Source organism: Microbispora sp. NPDC088329 (genome assembly GCF_040685655.1).
In the GTDB taxonomy this organism is placed as follows: Bacteria; Actinomycetota; Actinomycetes; order Streptosporangiales; family Streptosporangiaceae; genus Microbispora.
This window is the reverse complement of the sequence record NZ_JBFBIP010000004.1, coordinates 365,522-389,176: the sequence shown is the minus strand read 5'-3', so window position 1 is coordinate 389,176 and position 23,655 is coordinate 365,522. Positions and strand designations below refer to the sequence as shown.

General features: G+C 72.1%; 15 protein-coding genes. 8 read left to right on the top strand and 7 right to left on the bottom strand.

The genetic code is table 11. The annotated features are described in order from the left end of the window. Positions 1-192 precede the first annotated feature (192 nt). Complete coding sequence (locus AB0O28_RS11800; protein WP_363639028.1) at positions 193-2,949, bottom strand: immune inhibitor A domain-containing protein; 2,757 nt, start codon at positions 2,947-2,949, stop codon at positions 193-195. A 197-nt stretch (positions 2,950-3,146) separates the two neighbouring features. Between AB0O28_RS11800 and AB0O28_RS11795 the strand changes: the two genes are divergently transcribed. The 8 genes from AB0O28_RS11795 (at position 3,147) to AB0O28_RS11760 (ending at position 14,269) form a co-directional block, all read left to right on the top strand. Then, complete coding sequence (locus AB0O28_RS11795; protein WP_363639026.1) at positions 3,147-4,499, top strand: FAD-linked oxidase C-terminal domain-containing protein; 1,353 nt, start codon at positions 3,147-3,149, stop codon at positions 4,497-4,499. A gap of 51 nt (positions 4,500-4,550) precedes the next feature. After that, positions 4,551-6,407, top strand: coding sequence for a protein kinase (locus AB0O28_RS11790; RefSeq protein WP_363639024.1), 1,857 nt, complete (start codon positions 4,551-4,553; stop codon positions 6,405-6,407). Between the two features lie 237 nt (positions 6,408-6,644). Next, positions 6,645-8,243 (top strand): carboxyl transferase domain-containing protein, encoded by a 1,599-nt coding sequence (locus AB0O28_RS11785; RefSeq protein WP_363639022.1) that lies wholly within the window; start codon positions 6,645-6,647, stop codon positions 8,241-8,243. Between the two features lie 52 nt (positions 8,244-8,295). Further along, positions 8,296-10,431, top strand: coding sequence for a biotin carboxylase N-terminal domain-containing protein (locus AB0O28_RS11780; RefSeq protein ID WP_363639020.1), 2,136 nt, complete (start codon positions 8,296-8,298; stop codon positions 10,429-10,431). Then, positions 10,428-11,351 (top strand): enoyl-CoA hydratase-related protein, encoded by a 924-nt coding sequence (locus tag AB0O28_RS11775; protein ID WP_363639018.1) that lies wholly within the window; start codon positions 10,428-10,430, stop codon positions 11,349-11,351. The genes AB0O28_RS11780 and AB0O28_RS11775 overlap by 4 nt, the downstream gene beginning before the upstream one ends. After that, positions 11,348-13,096: an acyclic terpene utilization AtuA family protein gene (locus AB0O28_RS11770; RefSeq protein ID WP_363639016.1), complete on the top strand. Its 1,749-nt coding sequence runs from the start codon at positions 11,348-11,350 to the stop codon at positions 13,094-13,096. Before AB0O28_RS11775 ends, AB0O28_RS11770 begins: the two co-directional genes overlap by 4 nt. Positions 13,097-13,137: 41 nt before the next feature. Continuing rightward, complete coding sequence (locus tag AB0O28_RS11765; protein ID WP_363639014.1) at positions 13,138-13,353, top strand: hypothetical protein; 216 nt, start codon at positions 13,138-13,140, stop codon at positions 13,351-13,353. A 67-nt stretch (positions 13,354-13,420) separates the two neighbouring features. Further along, positions 13,421-14,269, top strand: coding sequence for a helix-turn-helix transcriptional regulator (locus tag AB0O28_RS11760; RefSeq protein ID WP_363639012.1), 849 nt, complete (start codon positions 13,421-13,423; stop codon positions 14,267-14,269). A gap of 37 nt (positions 14,270-14,306) precedes the next feature. Here AB0O28_RS11760 and AB0O28_RS11755 read toward each other — a convergent pair whose 3' ends face one another. The 6 genes from AB0O28_RS11755 to AB0O28_RS11730 form a co-directional block, all read right to left on the bottom strand. Further along, positions 14,307-17,048 (bottom strand): CHAT domain-containing protein, encoded by a 2,742-nt coding sequence (locus AB0O28_RS11755; RefSeq protein WP_363639010.1) that lies wholly within the window; start codon positions 17,046-17,048, stop codon positions 14,307-14,309. A gap of 19 nt (positions 17,049-17,067) precedes the next feature. Continuing rightward, positions 17,068-18,426, bottom strand: a complete 1,359-nt coding sequence (locus AB0O28_RS11750) for a hypothetical protein (protein ID WP_363639008.1) — start codon at positions 18,424-18,426, stop codon at positions 17,068-17,070. A 395-nt stretch (positions 18,427-18,821) separates the two neighbouring features. Continuing rightward, positions 18,822-19,238 carry a ferritin-like domain-containing protein gene (locus AB0O28_RS11745; RefSeq protein ID WP_363639006.1) on the bottom strand — a complete coding sequence of 139 codons (417 nt, stop codon included), beginning with the start codon at positions 19,236-19,238 and terminating at the stop codon, positions 18,822-18,824. Positions 19,239-19,305: 67 nt separating this feature from the next. Then, positions 19,306-21,447, bottom strand: a complete 2,142-nt coding sequence (locus tag AB0O28_RS11740) for a glycosyltransferase family 39 protein (protein WP_363639004.1) — start codon at positions 21,445-21,447, stop codon at positions 19,306-19,308. Then, positions 21,444-22,616: a bifunctional glycosyltransferase family 2/GtrA family protein gene (locus AB0O28_RS11735; RefSeq protein ID WP_363639002.1), complete on the bottom strand. Its 1,173-nt coding sequence runs from the start codon at positions 22,614-22,616 to the stop codon at positions 21,444-21,446. The genes AB0O28_RS11740 and AB0O28_RS11735 overlap by 4 nt, the downstream gene beginning before the upstream one ends. 81 nt (positions 22,617-22,697) lie before the next feature. Continuing rightward, positions 22,698-23,582 carry a glycosyltransferase gene (locus AB0O28_RS11730; RefSeq protein ID WP_363639000.1) on the bottom strand — a complete coding sequence of 295 codons (885 nt, stop codon included), beginning with the start codon at positions 23,580-23,582 and terminating at the stop codon, positions 22,698-22,700. Positions 23,583-23,655: the final 73 nt, after the last annotated feature.

The following is a 23,655-nucleotide window of genomic DNA, read 5'->3' as shown; positions in this document are numbered from 1 at the left end:
CATGCTAGGGGCCGCAGGGCCCGGGCGCGCATGAGTGTGCCCGGCGGCCGTCCGGGCGGACGGCGGCCGGGCACGGGACCGCCGGGAGGCGAGGTCACCTCCCGGCGGTCACTGTCGGCGCGTCACTTCGCGCGGGCGCCTTCCCGCCGGCCGGTTCCGGCGGTCAGTTCTCTGCGGTTACTTCTCCGGTGGTCACTTCTTGGCCGGGGTGACCTGGACGATCGCGCCCAGGTTGGCCGGAAGCGGGCTGATCAGCTTGATCTGCACGCCGAGCTGCTTGCCCTCGTCGCCGGGGTTGCCGGTGCCGAGGATCGCGCCGCCGATGTCGGTGCCGTACAGCTCCTTCGCCGGGGTGCCGTCGGCGTTGACGACCCGGGTCGAGTACATCTGGTTGCCCTTGGACGGGACGACGGCCGAGGAGTCACGCTGGCGGTAGTAGAGGCTGCCGTCGCGGACCTCCAGGCCGGGGTACCAGCCCTTGGCGTCCGTGAACGTCGTGACCGCGGCCTGCTTGCCGAACGAGGTGCAGTACTCCGTGAACGGCTCGCCCTCGACGCACTCCTTGAACGGGTAGGTGCCGGCGAAGTTGAACGCCGCATTGGACGACTGCGGGCGGGACTGGAGGTTCTTCAGCGTGCTCGGGTCGTGCGCGGCCGCCGCACCCGTACGGCGCAGCGGGTCGAAGTGCGAGTCCACGATGAGCAGCTCGCCCTTCGGGCCCACCGACGGCAGGTCGAACGTGCGGCCCGAGACGTCGTTGTTGGCCACGGAGGTGTCGCGGTACCACACGAGCAGGCCGGGGGCGTTGTACTTGAGCTTCTCGACCTTCCAGGCGCCGTCGCGCAGCCAGGTCGAGTCGTAGGCGTACTCCAGGCCCTTGTCGAACCCGTCGAAGTTGCGCCACTCGGCCAGGTAGTACTGCGCCGCCTGCTCCTGGCCGGAGTGGATGACCCACCCGGCGCCGCTGCTGTCGGTGAAGGTGCCCTTGGTGGCCGTCCAGCCGTTGGCGCCGCCCTCGACGTCGTCGGTCCAGACCGCGGTGGCGCCGTTGTTCAGCGAGAAGTCGTCGTTGAACCAGCCGCGCTGCACGGACGCCGCGTCCGTGTTGTAGCGCAGGCGGATCTGGACGGACTTGCCCGCGAACGGCGCGAGGTCGACGTAGAGGTGGTGCCAGCCGCCGCTCTCACCGGTGAGGCCGTACTTCTTGTTGCCGTAGTCCTTCAGCCGGCCGTTGGGGTCGGTGTAGTCGTCGCCGGTGCTGGCGAGGCTGCCGTCCTCGTTGTAGATCTTCTGCTCGGTCCAGGTGGCGCCGCCGTCGGCGGAGACCTCGAAGAAGCCGAAGTCCCAGTCGGCCTCGATGCCCCAGTCGCTCCACCACCGGAACTTCACGTCCGTCCCGGCCGGGACGTCGACGGTCCTGCTCAGCTTGTTGTCGGCCCAGTCCTGGTCGCTGTTGGACCACCACAGGTTCGACCCGCTGTGCGGGGTGGACATGATGTTCAGCTTGTCCGGCAGGTTGATCCGGATGCCGTCCTCGGTGCCCTTCGGCGTGCGCGAGGTCTGGCCGACCGCGACGAGCTGCTTCTTGCCGCCCTGCTCGATGACCTTCGGGTTGGCCCAGCCGAGCACCCACTTGTCCCACAGGCCCATGTGGGTGGGCAGGGACTGGAAGATCGGCCCGGAGTGCGAGCCGCTCGACATCAGGTCCCAGAAGTCGACGTCGGAGTCACCCTCGCCGGTGGTGTCGTACAGGTCCGGCAGGCCGAGGTCGTGGCCGTACTCGTGGGCGAACACGCCCACGCCGGAGTCCTCGGGCTGGAGGATGTAGTTGGAGATCTTGGTGGTCGTGCCCGGGATGGTGTAGCCGCCGGCCACGTCGCTGGAGTGGGCCCACAGGGCGAACGTGCCCTCGTTGCCACCGCCGCCCGACTTGTCCTCACCGGCGTGGATCAGCACGAGGTGGTCGATGACGCCGTCGGGCTCGTCGAAGTTGCCGTCGCCGTCGGCGTCGGAGACGTCCTCCACGTCGTAGTCGGCCCACGGGAAGCTCGGGTTCGACTTGACCAGCGCGTCGACCGCGTCGACCGCGAGCTGGGCGGCGCCCCGCGGGTTGTCCGGGTGGCCGGTCATGTCCTGCGGGTAGGTGCCGCACTTGCCCGCGCCGTACCACGCCTCGGAATGCGGGACCTTGAGCCAGCCGACGGCCTCACCGGTGACGGTGTAGGCGCCCTTCGACATCTCCTCGTACATGTTCTTCATGGTCGAGCCGGAGATGTCGATGCCCTTCTTGCCGTCCCGGGGGTCCTTCAGGTCCGGACGGACCCGGGTCGTGATCCCCTTCGAGCTGTAGAGCATGTTGTTGTAGTGGGCGGTGTTGAAGTCGGCCACCCACATGGAGTTGTTGTCCTTGCCCCCGCCGGCGGCGGTCGCGGGGTTGGGGATCGTGTTGTGCAGCGGGCCGTTCAGCTTGGTGCCCGGAGGCTCGGTGACGCAGTCGTCGACGTCGTCGATCGTCTTCGGGTGCGACCAGCCGGAGAAGTCGTCGTTGGCCTGGTCGTTGAACTCGACCAGCAGCGTGAGGAGCTTGGCGGTCCGGGTCGTCTTCGCCTTCTTGTAGATGAAGTCGAAGGGGTTCTTGCCGGTCCTGATCGCCTGCTTCTCGTGCTTGGCCAGCACGCGCGCCGCGACGGGGTTGCCGCTGGCGAACTTGTGGTCGACGGCCCGCGCCAGGGCCGCGGTGCGCTGGGCGCCCTTGGCCGGGACCTTCTCCTCGGTCGTGGTGAAGTCGCCCTGCGCGCGCGGCGGCGCGTAGTTGATGTAGTGGTCCTTGGCGGAGGGCTGGTAGCCCGCCGTAGGAGCCGCAGCCGCCGCACCGGCCGCGGCCAGACCTCCTGCCGCCAGCCCGAGCGCGGGCACGATCGCGGCGAGACGCCGGATTCTTCTGGACAACGAGATCCCTTCCCGTCCGGGTTCCCCGGACACCCATGCACGGCGCGCCGGGATGAGCGCGCATGCGGGACCTTAAACGAGGGGGTAAAGGGCGGGTAAAGAGGCATCCGGCATGGTTGTCAAAATGTGATCTGTACCGAAAACCGTTAATAATTCCGGATGAGACCCGATACCGAACCGTGCCGTAAAGTCCTCACGTGAACGAGCTGACCTCCGCGCTCGCCGCGGCGCTGCCGGACGGGCGAGTCCTCACCGATCCCGACGTGGTCGACTCGTATGCCAGGGACCGCACGTTCGTGCGGCCCGGCCGGCCGCTCGGCGTGGTCCTCGCGCAGTCGCGCGACGACGTCGTGGCCACGATGCGCTGGGCGAGCGAGCACCGCGTGCCGGTGGTCCCGCGCGGCGCGGGCACCGGCCTCGCCGGCGGGGCGACGGCCGTGGACGGCTGCGTCGTCCTGTCCCTCGCACGGATGACCGCGATCCGTGAGCTGTCGCCGCAGGACGAGATCGCCGTCGTGGAGCCCGGCGTCATCACCGCCGACCTCGACCGGGCGGCCCGCGAGCACGGCCTGATGTACGCCCCCGACCCCTCGTCGTACGAGATCTCGACCATCGGCGGCAACCTGGCGACGAACGCGGGCGGCCTGCGGTGCGTGAAGTACGGCGTGACCCGCGACTCGGCGCTGGGCCTTGAGGTCGTGCTGGCGGACGGTCGGGTGCTGAACACCGGCCGCCGCACGATGAAGGGCGTGACCGGCTACGACCTGACCGGCCTGTTCGTCGGCTCGGAGGGCACGCTCGGTGTGATCACGGCCGCGACGCTGCGGCTGCGGCGGGCGCCGCGCGAGACGGCCACGGTCGCCGCCGAGTTCACCTCGCTGCGCGACGCCGCGGCGGCCGTGTCGGCGATCGTCGCCGCGGGCTGTCAGCCCTCGCTGCTCGAACTCATGGACCGCACGACGCTGCAGGCCATCGACGACTGGAAGAACATCGGGCTGGAGCCGTCCACCAGGGCGATGCTCATCGCCCAGGCGGAGGGCGCGGCGGACGAGATGGCCGCCCGGATGGCGGACCTGTGCGCGGCCGCCTCATTCGTCGCGGTCTCCTCCACCCCGGAGGAGGCGGCCGAGCTCATCGGCATCAGGCGCCTGGCCTACCAGGCCAAGGAACGGCTGGGCCAGTGCCTGGTCGAGGACGTGTGCGTGCCCCGGTCGGTGCTCCCCGAGATGATCACCAAGATCGAGGAGGTCGCGGTCCGGCACGGCGTCATGATCGCGACGGTCGCGCACGCGGGGGACGGCAACCTGCACCCGGTGTTCGTGTTCGACCGGGGCCTGGCCGAGCCACCGGAGGAGGTCTGGGCCGCGGCCGACGAGGTCTTCCGTGCCGCGCTCGGTCTCGGCGGCACGCTGACCGGCGAGCACGGCGTCGGCCTGCTGAAGAAGCGCTGGCTGAGCCTGGAGACCGGCCCGGTGGCGGCCGAACTGCACCAGGGCATCAAGCAGGTGTTCGACCCGCTCAACATCCTCAACCCCGGTAAGGCCATCTGACCACTGGTAGCGTTTGCCTCCATTGTCAAGATGTAGGGGTAATCGGGGGCAATGGTGGCATTAGAGGCTGGAGATCCGGACCGCCTGGGCCCGTTCACGCTCGTCGACCGGCTCGGGGAGGGTGGCCAGGGGGTCGTCTTCCTCGGGCGTGGCCCGGCGGGCGAGCAGGTCGCGGTCAAGTTGCTGCACACCCGGCTGACGGCCGATCCGGAGGCGCGGGAGCGGTTCCTGCGCGAGGTCGCGCTGGCGCAGCGGGTCGCGCCCTTCTGCACGGCCCCCGTCCTGTACGCCGATCTCGCGGGCAACCAGCCGTACATCGTCAGCGAGTTCGTGCCCGGGCCCTCGCTGCGGCAGCTCGTGGACCGGGAGGGGCCGCGCCGGGGCGCCGCGCTCGAACGGCTGGCCATCAGCACGGCAACGGCGCTGGCCGCCATCCACCGGGCGGGGATCACCCATCGCGACTTCAAGCCGGCCAACGTCCTGATGGGCCCCGAGGGTCCGGTCGTCATCGACTTCGGAGTGGCCAGGGCACCCGACTCGCCCCAGTCCACCGCGACGGGCGCGTCCATCGGCACCCCCGCCTACCTGGCCCCCGAAGTGCTCTCGGGCGGCACGGCGGGCGCCTCCGCCGACATGTTCGCCTGGGGCGTCACGATGGTGTTCGCCGCCACCGGCAGGCCCGCCTTCGGGGCGGACTCGATCCCCTCGGTGATCACGCGGATTCTGCAGGCGCCGCCCGACCTGGGCGATCTCGCGGCGCCCCTGCGGGACATCGTCGCCGCCTGCCTGTCGAAGGACCCCATGCCGCGTCCCTCGGCCGAGGACGTGGTCGCGCGGCTCACCGGGCAGCCCACCGTGCCCGTCCGGCCCGCCGCCGCACCGCAGCCGCAGGCGTCCGGGCCGGGGCCGCACGGGGCCGGCCCGCATGCCCCCATGCCGGGAGCACAGGGCGCCATGCCGGGAGCACAGGGCGCCGCACCGGTGTCCGGGCCGCATGCTCCGGGCCCGCACGCGCCCGCACCGGGGCCGCAGGGCGCCGGAGCACCTACGCCGCCCGCACAGCCCGTGCGGCGCGGGCCCGGCCCCGACGGGTCGCGGCCGCGGCGGCCGGTGCTGACGTGGACGGCGGCCGGGATCGGGGTGTCGGCCCTCGCGGCGGCGGCCTTCCTCGTGCCGACATGGGTGTCCGCCCAGCAGATCTCCGCGGAGGACACCCTCGGCCCCACCGCCTCGCCCAGGGTGACGGAGTCCCAGGACGCCGAGGTGCCCGTCCCGCAGCCGTCCGAGCCGATCATCCCCGAGCGGCACAAGGCCAGGAAACCATCGCCGAGCCCGGCTGCCCGGCTGCCCAGCCCGATCGCGAAACCGGCCGCCTCCCCCTCGCGCACCCGCCAGGCGCGGCCGTCGACCGGCAGGACGATCCCGGCCGAGGTCAAGCCCACAAGCGCGCACAGGGTCACGCCACCGGCGCAGTCCACACCGGCACCGGCCAAGACCACTCCGGCGCCGGTGAAGACCACCGCGGCGCCCAAGCCCAGCCCGACGGTCAAGCCGACCCCGGCGAAGACCACGGCGGCGCCCAAGCCCAACCCGTACACCGCCAAGGGCGTGTGCGGCGGCGGCTACGCCGTCGTCGACTCGCACTCCTACGGGCAGGCGACGACGTATCTGCTCTACAACGCGTCCAACGGCTACAACTGCGTGATCACGATGTCGAAGTACGTCGTGCCCGGGAAGATCAAGATGAGCGCCGTGCTCAAGGTCCAGAACGGCTCGTCGGGCAACGACTCCGGCTCCTACACGACCTACGCCGGGCCGCTCCGGCTGCCGGCCAAGGGCAAGTGCGTCATCTGGGGCGGCGGCTACGGCACCGCCGCCTGGACCAGCGGGTGGTCCCACTGCGGCTGACCACGTACGACCGCCCGTCCGGGAAGGTGTGGTAACGCGTACGAGAAGTGCGCCTCTTCCTTCGGCAGGCGGCGTCCCTGCCGATCTCCGTCACGCCCGTCATCCATCTGAGTGGGGACCTGAGTGGGACCCGGGGCGAGCGGACGGCCGGAGCGCCGGTGGCGGACTCGCCTCGTTGACGTGACGGCGGGCCAACCCTGAGGATCATCACGTGACAGAACTGGGTTCGGTGGTGCCATGACGGTGCTCGTGAGCCGGCTGGACACCTCCGGCGGCGACTACGGCGCCCGGCGCGAGGCCATGCTGGCGAAGCTCGCCGATCTCGAGGCCGAGCACGCGAAGGCCGTCGCCGGAGGCGGGCCGAAATACGTCGAACGGCACCGGGAGCGCGGCAAGCTGCTCCCCCGCGAGCGGATCGAGCTGCTCGTCGACCCCGACTCGCCGTTCCTGGAGCTGTCCCCGCTGGCGGCCTGGGGCACCGAGTATCCGGTCGGGGCGAGCGTCGTGACCGGCATCGGGGTGATCGAGGGCGTCGAGTGCGTCGTCACGGCCAGCGACCCGACCGTGCGCGGCGGCGCGTCCAACCCCTGGACGCTGCGCAAGACGCTGCGCGCCGCCGAGATCGCGCTGCGCAACCGCATGCCGTACGTGAACCTGGTGGAGTCGGGCGGCGCGGACCTGCCGTCGCAGAAGGACATCTTCATCCCCGGCGGCCAGGTCTTCCGCGACCTGACCCGGCTGTCGGCCGAGGGCGTCCCGACGATCGCGCTGGTCTTCGGCAACGCCACCGCGGGCGGCGCGTACGTGCCGGGCCTGAGCGACCACGTCGTCATGGTGCGGGAGCGGGCCAAGGTGTTCCTCGGCGGCCCGCCCCTGGTGAAGATGGCGACCGGGGAGGAGTCCGACGACGAGTCGCTGGGCGGCGCGCAGATGCACGCGCGGGTCTCCGGGCTGGCCGACCACCTCGCCGCCGACGAGTACGACGCGCTGCGCATCGGCCGCCGCATCGTGCGGCGGCTCGACTGGCGCAAGGCCGGGAACGCGCCAGTGGAGGGCTACGCGGCCCCGCTGTACGACGAGGACGAGTTGCTGGGCGTTGTGCCCGATGACCTGAAGGTCCCGTTCGACCCTCGCGAGGTCCTGGCCCGGGTGGTGGACGGCAGCGACTTCGACGAGTTCAAGCCGCTCTACGGGCCGAGCCTGGTCACCGGGTGGGCGAGTGTCCACGGCCACCCGGTCGGGGTCCTCGCCAACGCCGGCGGCGTGCTGTTCGGCGCGGAGTCGCAGAAGGCCGCCCAGTTCATCCAGCTCGCGAACCAGTCGCGTACGCCGCTGATCTTCCTGCAGAACACCACGGGGTACATGGTCGGCAGGGAGTACGAGCAGAGCGGCATCATCAAGCACGGCGCGCTGATGATCAACGCGGTGGCCAACTCGACCGTGCCGCACATCACGATCGTGATGGGCGCCTCCTACGGCGCGGGCAACTACGGCATGTGCGGACGGGCCTACGACCCCCGCTTCCTGTTCAGCTGGCCGAGCGCGAAGTCGGCGGTCATGGGGCCTGCCCAGCTCGCGGGCGTCATGTCGATCGTGGGCCGGGCCGCCGCGCAGGCGCGGGGACAGGTCTACGACGAGGAGGCCGACGTGGCGATGCGCGCGGCGGTCGAGGCGCAGATCGAGTCGGAGTCGGCCGCGTTCTTCCTGTCCGGCCGGCTGTACGACGACGGGGTCATCGACCCCCGCGACACCCGTACGGTGCTCGGGCTGTGCCTGTCCGCGGTGGCGGGAGCGCCCGACGCCGGCAGGCCCGGCTACGGCGTCTTCCGGATGTGACCGGCATGCTCATCGGCACCACGCGTACGCGGATCGACGGGGGTGAGGGGTCATGATCGGGCGGCTGCTGGTCGCGAACCGCGGGGAGATCGCCCGCCGGGTCTTCCGGACCTGCCGCGAGCTGGGGATCGAGACCGTCGCCGTCTTCTCCGACGCCGACGCGTCCGCCCCGCACACCGCCGAGGCCGACCAGGCCGTACGGCTGGGCGCCCCCCTGGCGTACCTCGACCGGGAGCGGATCGTCGAGGCGGCCCGCAGGTCGGGAGCCGACGCGGTCCATCCCGGCTACGGCTTCCTGTCGGAGAACGCCGCCTTCGCCCGCGCCGTGCTGGACGCCGGGCTGACCTGGATCGGCCCCTCCCCCGAGGCCGTCGCCGCGATGGGCAAGAAGATCGAGGCGAAGGCGCTGATGGAGGAGGCCGGGGTGCCGGTGCTGCCGACCATCCCGCTGTCCCCGGACGCGCCTGTGGAGATCACCTCGCCCGTGCTGGTCAAGGCGTCGGCGGGCGGCGGCGGGCGCGGCATGCGGGTGGTGCGCGATCCCTCCGATCTGGCCGGCGCCGTCGAGTCGGCCCGGCGGGAGGCGCTGTCGGCCTTCGGCGACGGCACGCTGTTCGCCGAGCCGCTGCTGGAGGGCGCCCGCCACATCGAGGTGCAGATCCTCGCCGACGCCCACGGCACGGTCTGGGCGCTGGGCGAGCGCGAGTGCTCGATCCAGCGCCGCCACCAGAAGGTGATCGAGGAGGCCCCCTCCCCCGCGGTCACCCCCGAGCTGCGCCGCGACCTGAGCGAGGCGGCGATCCGGGCCGCCCGCGCGATCGGCTACCAGGGCGCCGGGACCGTCGAGTTCCTGCTGTCGGACGAGGGTTTCTTCTTCCTGGAGATGAACACCCGCCTCCAGGTGGAGCACCCGGTCACCGAGTGCGTCTACGGCGTCGACCTGGTCCGGCTGCAGATCGAGGTGGCCGAGGGCGCCCATCTCGCCGCGCTGCCGCCGAGCCCGGTCGGGCACGCGATCGAGGCCCGCCTCTACGCGGAGGACTCCGAGGGCCGCCCGCAGAGCGGTGTGCTGCATCGCTTCGAGATCCCCGGCGTGGACGGCGAGTTCGGACTCGGGGCACGGCTGCGGCTCGACTCCGGGGTGGTCTCCGGCAGCGAGGTGGGCGTTCACTACGACCCCATGCTCGCCAAGGTCGTCTCGTACGGCCGGGACCGGGCGGAGGCGGCCCGGCGGCTGGCGGACGCGCTCGCGCGGGCGCGGATCCACGGGCTGACGACCAACCGCGACCTGCTCGTGGGAGTGCTGCGGCACCCGGACTTCCTGTCCGGGGCGCTCGACACCGGCTTCCTCGACCGGCATGCCGCTCCGGCACCGCTCGCCGGGCCCGGGGCCGTACGGCTGTCCGCGCTCGCGGCGGCGCTCGCCGGGGCGGCGGCCAACCGCTCCGGCGCCCTGCGCGGAGGGGTGCTGGGCGGACTGCCGAGCGGCTGGCGCAACGTTCCCTCCCAGCCGCAGCGCACGGCGTTCCGCACGGAGGACGGCGGACACATGGAGATCGCTTACCGGCTGACCAGGGACGGTCTGCGGGCCGAGGGCTTCGAGGACGTCACGCTCGTAGCGGCGGAACCGGGCCGGGTGGTGCTGGAGACGGCGGGGCTGCGGCGGGCCTTCGAGGTGGCCGCGTACCCGGGCCCCGACGGCCGGCGGCTCGTGCATGTCGACTCTCCGCTCGGTCCGGTGCGGCTCATCCCGGTCGAGCGGCTGCCCGGACCGGCCGCGATCGCGACGCCCGGAGCACTGCCCGCCCCGATGCCGGGTACGGTCCTGCGTGTCGAGGTCAAGCCCGGCGACCTGGTCGAGGCCGGGCAGCCGGTGGTGGTCCTGGAGGCGATGAAGATGGAGCACACGCTCGTGTCCCCCGCCTCGGGCACGGTGGCCGCGCTGCACGTGACGCCGGGCGCGCAGGTCGAGGCGGGCGTGCCGCTCGCCGTGATCGAGCCGTCGCCGCCGCGGGGACCCGGCGGCGTCGCGCACCCGGATGGCCCCGAGCCCCGGGCGGGAGCCGATGCGGCGACCGATGCGGCGGCCGATGCGGCGGCCGGAACACGGGCCGAGACGGAGGCCGGTGCGGCGGGCACGGTGAGCGACACGGCGACCGGCGCGGATCCGGGCGAGGAGGCGGAGTGACCACGAGCACACCCCAGGAGATCCTGGTACGCCGGGAGCAGGCGGGCGGCGTGGCCACGATCACACTCGACTCGCCGCACAACCGCAACGCGTTGTCGTCCCGGCTGCTGGGGCAACTCGACGAGGCCCTGTCATGGGCGCTGGACGAGGACGCCGTCCGGGTGATCGTGCTGACCGGCACGGGACCGGTGTTCTGCGCGGGCGCCGACCTGAAGGAGCAGCGCGCCGGCGGGGCGCCGGTCACCGCGTCGTTCCCCGGCATCATGCTGCGGATCTGGGAGAGCCCGAAACCGGTCGTGTGCCGCCTGAACGGCACGGCCCGGGCGGGCGGCCTCGGCCTGGTGGCGGCCTGCGACTTCGCCGTCGCCCCGGTGACCGCGTCGTTCGCCTTCACCGAGGTGCGGCTCGGGGTGGTCCCCGCCATGATCGCGGTCACCTGTCTGCGCCGCCTGGAGCCGCGGGCGGCGGGTGAATACCTCCTCACCGGCGAGGTCTTCAGCGCCGGGCGCGCGGTCGAGATCGGCCTGCTGACCCGGGCCGTCCCGCAGGAGGACCTCGACGCGACCGTGGCGCACTACACCGGCATGCTGCTGCGCGGCGGCCCCGAGGCGCTGGCGATCACCAAGCGTCTCGTACGGGAGGTGCCGTTGCTGCCGGTCGAGGAGGGGTTGCGCGCCATGGCCGCCCTGTCGGCCGAACGCTTCACCTCCGAGGAGGGGCAGGAGGGCATCCGGGCGTTCGCGGAGAAACGGCCCGCCGCCTGGGTCCCGGCCGAGCCTCAGACGGACTCCGCGGACGTTGCTCCCCCACAGGCGGCGGGGGCCCGCGGGAGGGGCGAGAGCGCGTCCCGGACGAGCCCGGGGAACGCCGAGCCGCGGCGGCCCGGCGGCACGTCCGCGGCCGGAGACGCCGGGCGATGACGGCGCGGGCCGGGCGGCCGGGACCGGTGCGCGTCGCGAACTGCGGCGGCTTCTACGGCGACCGGCTGTCGGCCGCCCGGGAGATGGTCGAGGGTGGGCCGATCGACGTGCTGACCGGCGACTGGCTGGCCGAGCTCACCATGTCGATCCTCGCGGGCAACCGGCTCAGGGGCCGCCCCGGCTACGCCCGGACGTTTCTCACCCAGATGGAGCAGGTCCTCGGCACCTGCCTCGACCGGGGCATCAGAGTCGTCGCCAACGCGGGCGGCCTCGATCCCGCCGGTTGCGCGGAGGCCGTCGCGGCCCTGGCCGACCGGCTCGGGCTGCGCGCGGCCGTCGCCCACGTCACCGGCGACGACCTCATGCCGCTCGCCGCGCCGCCGGTCAACGCCGACACCGGCGAGACGCTCACGGCGACCCCGCTGACCGCCAACGCCTACCTCGGCGGCCGGCCCATCGCCGTGGCCCTGGAGCACGGCGCGGACGTCGTGGTCACCGGACGGGTCACCGACGCGGCGCTGGTGACCGGGCCCGGCATGTGGTGGTTCGGCTGGGAACCCGCCGACCTCGATCCGCTGGCCGGATCCGTCGTGGCCGGGCACGTGATCGAGTGCGGCTGCCAGGCGACCGGCGGCAACTACGCCTTCTTCGAGGAGGTGCCGGATCTCGCCCACTGCGGCTTCCCCGTCGCCGAGCTGTACGCCGACGGATCGAGCGTGATCACCAAGCACCCCGGCACAGGTGGCCTGGTCTCGACCGAGACCGTGACCGCGCAGCTGCTGTACGAGATCGCCTCGCCGCGCTACCTCGGACCGGACGTGACCGCCCGGTTCGACACCATCCGGCTGGAGCAGGAGGGCCCCGACCGGGTGAGGATCACCGGCGTGCGCGGTGAACCCCCGCCGGACAGGCTGAAGGTCGCTGTCACCTACCTCGGCGGCCACCGCAACACGATGACGCTCGTGCTCACCGGCCTCGATCTCGCCGCCAAGGCCCGGATCGCGCAGGAGGCGATCTGGGCCCGCGTCCCGCGCGAGTCGTTCGAGCAGGTCCACGTGGAGCTGACCCCCCTCGGCGTGAGCGGCACGGACACGGGTGGGACCGCGCTGCTGCGGATCACGGTCATGGATCCCGATCCGCGCATGGCGGGGCGGGCGTTCTCCTCCGCGGTCGTGGAGACCGGCCTGGCGAGCTACCCCGGCTTCTACGGCCTGACGCCGCCCGGCGACGCCTCCCCGTACGGCGTCTACTGGCCCTCGTCGGCCGACACGGAGGCCGTGCTCCCGGTGGTGACCATGGGCGGGCTCCGCGTCGAGGTGCCGCACACCCCGCCCCGTCCGGTGCTGGGCGAGCAGGCGGGCGGGCCGCCGCCCGGCGACGCCGCCGGCGCCGCGATCCCGCCGTACACGGGGGATCTCGCGGCCGGGCCGGTCGCGCCGCTCGGCACGGTCGTCGGCGCCCGCTCGGGCGACAAGGGCGGCGACGCCAACCTCGGCGTCTGGGTGCGCGATCCCGCCCGGTATCCGTGGCTCGCGGCGTTCCTGACCGTCGACCGGCTGAAACGGCTGCTGCCGGAGGTCGCCCTCGTGCGGGTCGAGCGGTTCGCGCTGCCGAACCTGTACGCGCTGAATTTCGTCGTCCACGGGCTGCTGGGCCGGGGCGTTGCGGCCAGCCCGCTGCTCGACGCCCAGGCGAAGGCCCTTGGAGAGCGTCTTCGCGCCGTGTGCGTGCCCGTCCCCGCTTGACTAGGATTGCGCGCGATCGCCGCGAATCGGGGGAGAAGGACATGCGGTTGCGCTTTCTCGGCTCCACCTCCGAGGCGGGGGCCTGTCCCTCCCTCTACGAGACCGACCGCGGCACCATCGTCGTCCAGGGCCTGGAGGTCGTGGACCGGCAGGCACGTGGCGACCTGCGCCACGTACTCGACGGGGAGACCGCGGTCGAGGTGCCGAGGGAGCTCCTCGTCGAGATCGCCCGGCGGGTCCTGCCCGATCACGGTTGAGGGCCGCCGTATGGCATGATCCGGCGTGCCGGGTCTACCGTGGACCGCACCACAACCGGAGGTGTGAGTGAGCGGTTTCCATCAGGCCCGGATGGACCTGGGAGCCCAGCTACGCCGGTTGCGGGAGAACGCCCGCCTGTCCGGGAAGGACCTCGCCGAGCGGCTGCGCTGGCAGCCGTCGAAGGTCTCGCGCATCGAGAACGCCCGCCAGACCGTCACCGAGGACGACGTGGCCCTGTGGGGGAAGGCGGTGGAGGCCGACCCCGGCACGATCGACGGCCTGATGCGGCAGGCGGCCGGGCTGCTGGAACGGCACGACTCCTGGCGGCAGCGGCACAGGAACGGCCTCGCCGCGCTACAGGAGGACGTTCGCGACCTGGAGGCGCGCACCCGGCTGGTCCGGGCCTTCGAGCCGGGTGTGGTGATCGGCCTGCTGCAGACCACCGAGTACGCCAGGCACATCTTCGGCAAGGTCAGGCGGGTGCATGAGACCACCGACGACGTGGACGACGCGATCAGGGTCCGCATGCGGCGCCAGGAGATCCTGTACGACCCGGCGAGGCGGTTCCGGTTCGTCATGCCGGAGGCGGTGCTGCGTTACCGGCTCGCGCCCCCGGATGTGATGCGCGGCCAGCTCGACCGGCTGATCGCGGTGACCACGCTGCCGAACGTGGAGTTCGGGCTGCTGCCGTTCGAGGCGCAGTTGCCGTCCGCCTTGATGAACTCGTTCTGGATCTACGACGACTGCGTGGTCGGGGTGGCGACCAGGACCAGGGACCTGCTGCTGCGCGACGCCGAGGACGTCGCCTTCTACGCGCAGGCGTTCGAGGAGTTCTGCGAGGTGGCGGCCTTCCACGACGACGCGAGGGCGCTGATCGTGCGTGCCCTCGACGACTACGCCCGGCCGCCGCGCTGACGACGGGCGGAGGGGTCCCACCGCCCCTGTGTCCCGTTCACGTCACATCGGCGGCGGGTTCACCGCTCGCGGCATGGGGATCCACCGCCCGATCACCGGCGCCGTACAACACGAAGCCGGCCCAGCAGTACGGGTCCGGGTACCGATCACGGAGGTCACGCTGCGCGAGGCGCAGCGCGTTCAGGGGCGCGATTCCCTCGGCGAGACGGGCGTAGAAGGTCTCCATCAACCGGCGTCCGAGTGAGTCGTGCACCTTCCACAAGCTGAGCACGACCGCACGCGCCCCGGCGACCGTGAAGGCATGCGCGAGGTTGAGCACTCCCTCGCCGGGTTCGACTAGTCCCCGGCCGGTGTCACACGCCGACAGAACGACCAGTCGCGTGTCACGCAGGTCCAACCCCACGATGTCCTCACCGGTGACGATCCCGGGCGGCGCGTCCGCGATCGCCGTGTTGGCACCCGCCAGGGCGAGGCCGCAGCGGAGCAGTGGCCGGGGCACCGCGCGCCACGGGATCCGCGTTTCCGGGTCGAGCGTGGCCGCGAGGTCGAGCGCCCATTCGGGATCGGGGTCGGGAAGGAAGAAACCGTGCGTGGCCAGATGAACGACACGCGGTGCGCGCACCGCGGCCAGGGCGTCGCGATCGGCCGCGGCCCCCACACGCAACTCGCCGCCCAGCAGCCGGGCGACCGTCTCGCCCTCCTCCCTGGTCCCGGGCAGCGGTGGAAAGCCCTCGGGGAACGCCTGGCTCAACCCCCGCCACTCCGACAGGTCCTCCCCCTCGATGGGGCCGAAGTCCGGGTCGGCCATCACCAGCGCCCTGGAACCCTCACCCCGCTCCCTGTCGAACGTCAGCACGTCACGGCCCGTGCTCAGGTAGCTCAGCGACAGGTTCTCGGCGAGCGCCCGGCCGTCCTCCCCCGGTAGAAGCTCCCAGGGGATCAGCCCCAGATCGCCGTCCGGCGCGATGTGCAGGTGTCGCAGGGCCGGTCCCCCCGCCTCGTCGATCGCGGCCAGTAGCGGTTCGACGAGGACGGCACCCAGATCTGCCATGGGACGCGGGTCGAGCGGCAGCGGCGGTTCATGACGTCCCGCCACTGCCACGTTCTCCTGCCAGCGGCCTACCTCCGCGTCGATGTCCGCGGCGCGGCCCAGCCGCACGAGGCGGACGGCGTCGTTCGCGGCGAGGAAGCCGATGTACTCCGCCTCGCCCACATCCCGGCTCACCCCTCTCGTCAGGTCGAAGGGCACCCACTGGAAGACCTCCAGCAAGGCGGTTCCCGGTGCGAGCGCGGCGAGGATCCGCTCGGGAGTGGCCCGCAGGGCGTGCAGGTGCAGTGCCTGTTGCGGCACGGCGTCGGCGAGCGCGGACTCCAGTGCCTCCTGCCGGTCGAGCAACCGCGACAGCTGCGTCAGCTCGGCCCCGTCCGGATGGCTCGTCATCAGCTGGAGCAACTGGGCCGAGAGCTGGACGAACTCCGCGAGCGTGCCGCTGTCTCGGGCATTCCCCACAAGTGCGGTGAAACCTTCCCGTGAAGCCCCCTTCCTCCCCGAGACCGCCGCGAAGGCCGTCCGGATGGCCGACCCGGCCAGGTGATCGGGAGCGGACAGTGCCAGCGACACCTCGATCTGCAGGGTTTGCGCGAGGCGGTCGAGGATCGCCCTACGAACGCCCTGGCCGCCCGCGCCGAACGCGGTCCACTGGATGTGGTTTTCCGCCTCGATCGCGGTCGCCGCCAGTCCGAGGGCCTGCTCGTGATCACCCGCGTCGGCGAGCAGGCAGGCCCTCAGCACCTGTGTTGTGGCTGTGTGCAGATGGCTGGGACCGAAGACGGACACCATGGCGGGCAGCAACGCGTCTGCTCGCGACCGCGCGGCGGGCAGCTCACCCCCCTTGTATTCCAGCAGCGCCAGGTTGTACTCGGCCAGCACCCCCGCGGCAGTGGCGTTGCCGCCCTTGGGGAGTTCTCCGGCGAGCCGGCTGAGCAGGCGCCGGGCATCGGCGTGATGGCCCAGATCCGCGGCTATCGCGGCCCGGTTGAGCCTGACCGACACGCGTTCGATGTGGTCGGGGGGCACCTTGGTCGTCCAGAACTCCTCCACCTGCTCAAGGAGAGCCAGCGCCCCCTCGGTGTCGCCCACCCTGCGCTTGATGACCGCGGCGGCGACGTGCAGCCGGGCCAACGCGGGACCTCGGACAGCCGGCATGCGCGCGGCGGCCGCCAGGCCCTCCTGCGCCAGTTCGTGTGCGCGGTCCCAGTCGCCCATGTCGCGGTGCACCAAAGCGATGTCCACGGTGATCTGCGGAAGGATCACCTGGTCGCGCTCGCGCAGCAGTTCACCCAGCGCGTACGCCTCCTGGTAGCGCCGCAGGGCTTGTCGTGGCTGCCCTGTCTCCGCGTAAGCGGCGGCGAGAGCGCCCAGCAGCATGACGTGGATCATGCTCGGCGCCGCCGGATCCGCGTCCTTCGAGATTCGCTCCACCCCTGCGGTGAGCGTGGCCAGCGCCTGCGCCGGGTCGCCGCGCAGGTGCTCCAGATTGGCGCGCAGCATCGATATCGAGGCGTGAATCGCCGCGTCCGACTCGCCCGCCAACTCGAACGCCCGGTCGATCGCCCGCTGCGCGGCTTCGAGGTCCCCGGCGACGGTGTGGACCCCACTCAGGCCCGCCAGAGCCATCGCCTTGTCGGCGGTGCTCTCCGCCAGCGCGTAGGCCTTGCCCGCGGCCCGAGCGGCAGCGGGAAAGTTCCCGTCGAGAATGAACCCCTGCGTGCGTTTCATCGTGGAGAAATAGCGAAATCTACGGGTTGTCAGCCGCAAACGGCGGAACATCACTCACCTCCTCGTACGGCGGGAGCACCGTCACCAGGTCCGACACCGGAGACGTGGCCGGATCCGCCGAACGCGCAGTGACGCGGTAACAGCCCGCCCGCAGGCCGGGGATCACCCAGGAGTCACCCCCCTCCCTTCGGCAGACGGGCCCGTCACCTGCGAGCGGCTCCACCGACAGCCGCAGGTCCGCCGCGGGTCTGGCGGTCGCCCGGACCACCAGCGGCTCGTCCGCGACGATCACATCCGGGCAGTCGAGCGTCAGGGCCCCGGCGACGGAGGCAGCAGGGTCCCGGTAGCCCGCCAGCCCCCAATCCTCCGCGAGCGCCCGCAACGCGCCGACGACATGCTGGGCGGCCGGGTCGGCGCCGGCGAGGGAGGAGTGCTTACCAGCGACGAAAAGCGATGACAACGGACGATCCCATTCGATCGGATACGCACTGGGACGGGGTACGGTCCCGTCCCCGTGGACGGGTATCACCTGGGGCGTCAGGGTCCGACCGGGCGTGAGAGTGAAGGCGCCGATGGTCGGCTGGTGGCCTCCGACCACCGCGTTGAGGTACAGCTCGTACTTCTCCCGCTCGGCGTTGGCCCGGGCTGCGGCCTCGATCTCGTAGAGAAAAGCGGCGCCCTCCTTGACCTTTCCCCGCGGCAGGCCCTCGAGGCCGTCGAGCTCCGCGAGCCGCAGTTTCCTGTCGCCGTCGGCGACGCACGGATAGACAGGCAGCAGTTGGTACGCCGAAGGCATCGCTCGCACGGTTCGCGTCAGCCACTGCGCCCAGCCGAGATGAGCGATTCCCGAGCTCAGGACGTGTGCCGCTTTCGGAGCGCCCCGGTGCGGCGTACCGATCGTGATCACGGCTCTCGTCGAGGTCCACAGGCCGAGCTTCTCGACCGCGTATCTGGCGACGAGGCCGCCCATGGAATGGGCCACGAAAACGAGCCGCGCTTGCTCATTGCCCGAGTCAGCCCGCCACGTGTGCAGCCATCGCTGTGCCTTCTCCACTAATCCGGCGGCGCTGATGCGGTTGTCCCTGCGCCAGTCGTAGGGAAATTCGTGATAGTTCCGCCCGGGCAGCAGGCCCAGGCCACGGCGCAGCAGGCCGCCGAGTTTGCCATAGAAGTCGACGGACAAGAACCCGGGGAGAACGCCGATTCCCCTGATGACACGCGTGGCGACGACCCCGTCGCCGGCCTGCGGCGCCGCCAGGGCCGGCAGGCCGCGCAGCATTGTGAAGGGATTTCCGCTCCAGATCTCGCGGTGCCGATCGGCGAGAGCGCTTCCCGCGATGCCGGGCACGAAGACCACGACATCCGGATGGCCCGTCATCGTGCCCTCGACCGCAAGCACGCGTTCCGGGCGCGCCCGGCTTCGCATGCCCCAGCCGGAATGTCAGCGCTTCGTTCCCGGCCCGTACGGCGCCGCGGCGTACGGTGCCGCCGCCGCTTGACGCCCTTCCCGCTGTCGGCATCCACTGCTCTGCCCTCCTCTTCGGGAGTTCGGCAGAGCACTCCTGATCGTTTCAGCGGGAGACCGCGACTGTCATCGGCCGGATCTCGGGCCGCCTCGTCACCAGGCGGTCTCCGGGTATGGACGGCGGTCTCGCGGGTGCGGCGATCGTGGATCTTGGCATGCCTGAGTTCCGCCTGGCTGGAGACGAATCAGCACCCGCGAGCGGATCGAGCCGGACCGTCGTGCGGCTCGATCCGCCCGCGGCGGCTTTCTCACGCACCCAGGACGGTCTGCAGGTCCATGACGTGGTCCTGCGTCTGCTGGAGCAGTGGGCGCAGCGCCTCGGCCACGTCGCTCAGGCCGAGCTCCTGGGCCTGCTCCACACGCTCGCGGTAGCGGCGCAACTGCTCCTGCTCCAACTCCAGGTCGAGCCGGAGGGCGTCGGCGCTGTCCGTCGCCACCGGCACCTCGGGAACGCGGACGCTCGGGACACCGCCGAGGAAGTCGATCTGCTCGGCCAGTGTGCTCGCGTGGTTGAGTTCCTGGCCGAGGTGCTGCTTGAGCTCCTCGATGATCGACAGATACTGCGCGCCCTTGATCGTGGCCGCGTGCTGCACATATTGCACGATCGAGCGGTACTCGCTCTCCAGGTCCTCATTGAGCAGGGCGATGAAGCCCTCGGTGTCCATGGGAGTCCTTTCGTGGGTCGGCTCGGAAGGCCCATCACGTACCCGCTCAGGAGGCGGCCGAACGCCGTCAGCCGAGCTTGTAGAGCACCGAGCCGCCATCCGTGCCGCCGTACTCCGCGGCCTCGACCTGCGTGCCGTGCGCCTTCACCCATGCGGTGACGTCCGCGTTCGCGCCCCGGGAGGGCCCGAATCCGCCGTCGCCGATCAAGATGTACTTGAGCTTCCCCCCGGCCACGTGGCTCTGCAGCTTCTCGACCGTCATCGCCGGGTCGGAGCCGGTGAACCCGCCCATCGCGATGACCGGCTCGCCGGTGGACAGGATGAGCGACGACGCGCTCTGCGCGCTGTCCACGGCCACCAGCCAGGTGGCGCTCCCCTTGTTCCGCTTCAGGTATGCCGCCATCGCGGCGTCCACCCGTCCGCCGGGCCCGCGCATTCCGCCCGGTCCGCCGCGGCCGAACGGTCCTCCCACGCCCTGGGAGGGCCCCGCCGTGGGGTTGGTGCCGTTCACCGCCGCGCCCAGCGGCGTCACCGCGTACGCCGCCGGACCGGCCAGCCCGGCCGCGACCGCGGCGGCCAGCGCTACCGCCGTGATCCGCGCGGCCGCCCGGCCCCCGCGCCCGGCCGGGCCGATGCGTCCCGCGTCCCATGCCGTGGCGGCGCGTGTCGCGGAGACGAGCGCCGCGACCGCCAGGGCGAGCACCGCGACCGCCGTGCCGCCCGCGACGGCCCAGGCGAGCCACGGCACGAACTCCGGCGTACGGCGCAGCACGACGAACGACCAGGCCCCGGTCACGCCGATCGCGCCTGCCAGGATCAGCCGCCAGGTTGCCGAGGCACGCGCCGCCCGCCACATCAGCACGCCGCCGATGCCGGTCAGCGCGGCGATCGCGGGCGCCATCGCGGTCGTGTAGTACGGATGGAAGGTGCCGCTGGAGAAACTGAAGACGGCGTAGTGCACGACCAGCCAGCCGCCCCACAGCAGCAGCGAGGCACGCACCGTGCCTTTCGCGGTGTTCCCCGCCGTGTCCCTCGCCGCCTCCGTCACCGCGTCCCTCTCCGCGTCCCTCTCCGCGTCCGTCGCAGCACCCCTCGCCTGGCCGAAGGCCGGCCTGGCCACCAGGACGAGACCGCAGACGAGGGCGACGGCGGCGAACGGGAGCAGCCAGGAGATCTGCCCGGCCATGACGTCGTTGAACAGCCTGCCCGCGCCTGACGCGCCGCCGAAGCCCCCGCCACCACCGAAGCCGCCACCCGCGCCACCGCCGGGCGCGCCGCCCATGCCGCCGCCGAAGGCCGGCGTCATGCCTTCTCGAACGCCGGCGGGAAGCCGTCCCGGGCCGCCGCCGTTGCCCGCGCCGCCGAAGATCCGCCCCAGCCCGTTGTAACCGATCACAAGGTCCCAGACGGTGTTGTCCGTGCTGCCGCCGATGTACGGCCGCGAGGACGCGGGCCACCGGTCGACCACGACCATCCACCACGCGCTGGACACCACGAGGACCGCCCCGGCGGCCGCCAGGCGCCCGATCCGGCGTACGAACGACCCCGGCGCGGCCTGAAGATAGATGAGCGCGAACGCCGGCAGCACGAGGTACGCCTGAAGCATCTTGGTGTTGAAGGCGAGGCCCACCAGTGCGGCGGTGACCAGCAGCGTGCGCAGCCTCCCGGTGCGGATCGCCTCCAGGCAGCACCAAGCGGCGGCGACCAGCAGCGGCACCAGGACGGTGTCCGGGTTGTTGTCCCTGTTGATGGCCACGGTGATGGGGGTCAGCGTCATGACGAGCGCGGCCAGCAGGGCCGCCGCCCCGGCCACACGGGTGCCGAGCCCGCGCAGCGCCCGCCGTACGGCGGAGTGCACCAGGGCGACCGACGCGACCCCGGCCGCCGCCTGCGGCAGCAGCATGCTCCACGTGCCGAACCCGAAGATCCGGGCCGACAGGCCCATCACCCACAGCGCGAGGGGCGGCTTGTCGACCGTGATGTACGACCCGGCGTCCAGCGCGCCGAAGAAGAACGCCTTCCAGCTCTTCGTGCCGGAGTAGATCGCGGCGGCGTAGTAGTCGTTGGCGTACCCGTTGCGGCCGAGCGCCCAGGTGTAGAGCACGGCGGCGAGGGCGAGGACGGCCCACATCCCCCAGCGCGGGAGCGGGGCCACGCGATCCGCCGTGGCCCGATGGCCGGCCGGGGCCGCGGAGGCGAGGAGGGTCATCGGGAGTCCTTCCGGGGCGCGAAGACCCAGGAGCGCAGGAGCAGGAAACGCAGCAGGGTGGCCAGGCCGTTCGCGACGACGACGGCGGCGAGCTCGGCCGCGCGCGGTGCGCCGGCGGGGAGCACGGACAGGCCGGCCGTGGTCAGCGCGAGCCCGGCGACGAAGGCGGCGAGCCCGCCGAGGTGGTGTCGCAGGGCCCCCGCCCGGCCGCGTACGCCGAAGGTGAAGCGGCGGTTGGCCGCGGTGTTGGCGACGGCGGTGACGAACAACGCGACGGCGTTGGCCGCCACCGGCGGCAGCACCGAGCGCAGCATCCAGAACAGCGCCAGATGCGCCAGCGTGCTGATCGCGCCGACCACCGCGAAGACGGGGATCTGCGTGCGCACCGACGTCCGGGACGGCGGCGCGGCGGGGGCCGCGAGGCTCCCCCGGGCGACCCGCCACATGCCCTTCAGATCGTCGACCGCCGTCCGGACGATGTCCACCCGGCTGTCGGGGTCGTCCACCCAGTCGACCGGCACCTCGTGGATGCGCAGCCCGTGCTGCTCGGCCAGCAGCAGCAGCTCGGTGTCGAAGAACCACGCCTCGTCCTTGACGGCGGGCAGCAGGGCCTGCACGACCTCGGTGCGCGCCGCCTTGAACCCGCATTGCGCGTCGGAGAAGCGGGCCCCCATGAGCGAGCGCAGCAGCATGTTGTAGGACCTGGAGACGATCTCCCGCTTGGGGCCGCGCACCACGTTGGACCACGGGGACAGGCGGGTCCCGATCGCCAGGTCGCTGTGACCGGTCATCAGCGGCGCGATCAGCGGGAGGAACGCGTCCAGGTCGGTCGACAGGTCGACGTCCATGTAGCCGACCACGTCGGCGTCGCTGGCCTCCCACACCCGCCGCAGCGCCCGGCCCCGGCCCTTCTGGTCGAGGTGGACCGCCCGCACTCCCGGCAGCTCACGGGCCAGCCGCCGGGCGATCGTCCATGTGCCGTCCGTGCTGGCGTTGTCCGCGATCGTGACGCGGAAGCCGTACGGGAAGTCGCCGTTCAGGTAGGCGTGCAGCCGCCGCACGCTCGCGGCCAGAACGCGCTCCTCGTTGTACACGGGGACGACGACCTCGACCAGGCGTGTCCTGCGGGACGTCCCCACCGCCGACCCGGAAACCATCGTCATGCTCATGGGCCCACGCTCGCGGGCCGGAATGGGACGGCTCTGAGGCGTTCATTAACTCCGGATGAGAACGCCCCCGAGAGGCTCCGGTCAGACGATCGGGGGGCGGCCCGCGCGGGCGAGGCGCGCCACGGTGCTCCAGGACATGGGGCGTCGCTGCCCGTGCCCGCCCTTCAGGCCCTCCCGCAGGCCCCGGAACCAGACGGCGAGGTTCGCCCGGGAGCGGATCCTGGCGACGCTGATGACCGTCCAGACGGCCAGGTAGAGGGGGACGAGCGGGGCGGGCAGCCGGCGGTAGGCGAGCCACACCCTGTTGCGGGCGACGAGCCGGTAGAAGGGGGCGTGCCTCGCGGGGTCGGTCGCGGGGTGGTGGATGACGATGTCCGGCGCGTAGTAACCGATGCGTCCGAGGTCCCACAGCCGCCAGCTCAGGTCGATGCCCTCGTGGAAGAGGAAGAAGTGACCCGGCCATCCCCCGGCCTGCTCGTAGTCGGCACGGCGGATGAGGACGACGCCTTCGGCCATGACCGTCACGATGCCCGCCCGTGTGGCCGTGCCTGCGCGCAAACGCGGCACCCAGCGGCGCAGCGTCACACCGGTGCCGGGGTCGGCGATGCGCGGCTGTATGTACGCCGCCTCGGGGTGCCGGCGGGCTACGGCGATGAGCCGGGCGAGGGTGTCGGGGCCGGGCAGGACCGCGTCGTTGTCGAGGAAGAACACGAACTCTCCGGCGGCCGGCCCGGCGAGAGCGTCGGCGCCGGCGTTCCGCCCGGCGGGGATGCCCTCGTTGACGGGCAGGACCACCGTGCGGACCCCATCCGGCACGTGGTCGGGTTCCACGCCGTTGCCGACGATGACCACACGCAGGTCGACGTCCTGTTGCGCGAGGAGGGACTCCATCGCCCGCCGGAACGGCTCCAGCCGGTCGTTCATGGTGAGCACCACCACGTCGACGGTGGCCTTCGGGCTGGTCATCCTGGCACGTCTCCCGGACGGTCTCGGCACGCGTGTGAAGCGAGCGGGATCCCGTCATCCGTCGTTCCCGCCG

Coding starts and splice junctions, on each gene's coding strand:
- AB0O28_RS11740 (WP_363639004.1), bottom strand. CDS start 21,447: ATGACCCTCCTCGCCTCCGCGGCCCCGGCCGGCCATCGGGCCACGGCG.
- AB0O28_RS11785 (WP_363639022.1), top strand. CDS start 6,645: ATGACGGTGCTCGTGAGCCGGCTGGACACCTCCGGCGGCGACTACGGC.
- AB0O28_RS11750 (WP_363639008.1), bottom strand. CDS start 18,426: ATGACGGGCCATCCGGATGTCGTGGTCTTCGTGCCCGGCATCGCGGGA.
- AB0O28_RS11735 (WP_363639002.1), bottom strand. CDS start 22,616: ATGAGCATGACGATGGTTTCCGGGTCGGCGGTGGGGACGTCCCGCAGG.
- AB0O28_RS11745 (WP_363639006.1), bottom strand. CDS start 19,238: ATGGACACCGAGGGCTTCATCGCCCTGCTCAATGAGGACCTGGAGAGC.
- AB0O28_RS11790 (WP_363639024.1), top strand. CDS start 4,551: ATGGTGGCATTAGAGGCTGGAGATCCGGACCGCCTGGGCCCGTTCACG.
- AB0O28_RS11755 (WP_363639010.1), bottom strand. CDS start 17,048: ATGAAACGCACGCAGGGGTTCATTCTCGACGGGAACTTTCCCGCTGCC.
- AB0O28_RS11765 (WP_363639014.1), top strand. CDS start 13,138: ATGCGGTTGCGCTTTCTCGGCTCCACCTCCGAGGCGGGGGCCTGTCCC.
- AB0O28_RS11730 (WP_363639000.1), bottom strand. CDS start 23,582: ATGACCAGCCCGAAGGCCACCGTCGACGTGGTGGTGCTCACCATGAAC.
- AB0O28_RS11770 (WP_363639016.1), top strand. CDS start 11,348: ATGACGGCGCGGGCCGGGCGGCCGGGACCGGTGCGCGTCGCGAACTGC.
- AB0O28_RS11780 (WP_363639020.1), top strand. CDS start 8,296: ATGATCGGGCGGCTGCTGGTCGCGAACCGCGGGGAGATCGCCCGCCGG.